Raw genomic sequence first — 832 nt, 5'->3', positions numbered from 1 at the left:
GCTGCGCAGCCATTCGGCCGTATGGTCCTGGTCGTCGACCGCCACCTCCAGCAGCACCGGCTGATCGGCCGCGAAGGCGGCGATGGCCGGCGCCAGCCAGGTGGCCAGGCTGTCGGCATTCACGGCGATGGGCAGGCTGGCGCGCGCCATGCCCTGGGCCGCCAGCGCCGGCACGGTGCCCTGCAAATCCTGCTCCAGCAACTGCACCCGGTCCACGTGCTGACACAGGCGCCGGCCCGTTGACGTGGCGCGGCAGGGCTGGTCGCGTATCACCAGCGCGCAGCCGACGCGTTCTTCCAGCAGGCGGATGCGCTGCGAAATGGCCGAAGGCGTGACGTGCAGGGCGCGCGCGGCGCGCTCGAAACTGCCTTCGCGGATGACGGCGGCCAAGGCGGCGAGGGCGGCATAATCGAGCATGGATGAAGTTTTTCTTAACTGGCTGTAGAAAAGGTAGTTTGCCTTCATTCCTTCCGGCTGGCAAGATCGCCGCATGACACTCTCGACCGCCAGCATGCCAGACGCTTTCTCCATCTTTTTCCAGGGCATGACCCTGGGCCTCGGGCTCATCGTGGCCATCGGCTCGCAAAACGCCTTTGTCTTGCGGCAAGGTTTGCGCCGTGAACATGTGGGCAGCATCGTGCTGTTTTGCGCCCTGGCCGACGCCGCCCTGATCGCCGCCGGCGTGATGGGCATGTCCCGCGCGCTGGGGCAGCGTCCGCTGCTGGCCAGCGCGCTGGCGCTGGGCGGCGCCGCCTTTTTGGCCGCATTTTCCATGATGCCTTCGAGGCTGTCGTATTGCGTCAGCCATTTGACGGCCGTCTTCGGGCCGCAT

Annotated in this window: 2 protein-coding genes; one reads left to right on the top strand and one right to left on the bottom strand. The window is 66.8% G+C overall.

The genetic code is table 11. From position 1 onward, the window contains the following. On the bottom strand, positions 1–417 hold a 417-nt coding region (locus tag JaAD80_RS29215; protein ID WP_146012619.1), incomplete at its 3' end, for an ArgP/LysG family DNA-binding transcriptional regulator. Between the two features lie 73 nt (positions 418–490). On the opposite strand from JaAD80_RS29215, the gene JaAD80_RS29210 reads away from it, so the two are divergent. After that, positions 491–832: LysE family transporter (locus JaAD80_RS29210; protein WP_180979662.1), on the top strand; the 342-nt coding region annotated here is incomplete at its 3' end.

This window comes from Janthinobacterium sp. AD80 (genome assembly GCF_002878455.1).
GTDB lineage: Bacteria > Pseudomonadota > Gammaproteobacteria > Burkholderiales > Burkholderiaceae_D > Janthinobacterium.
This window is presented reverse-complemented; position numbering and strand designations above follow the sequence as displayed.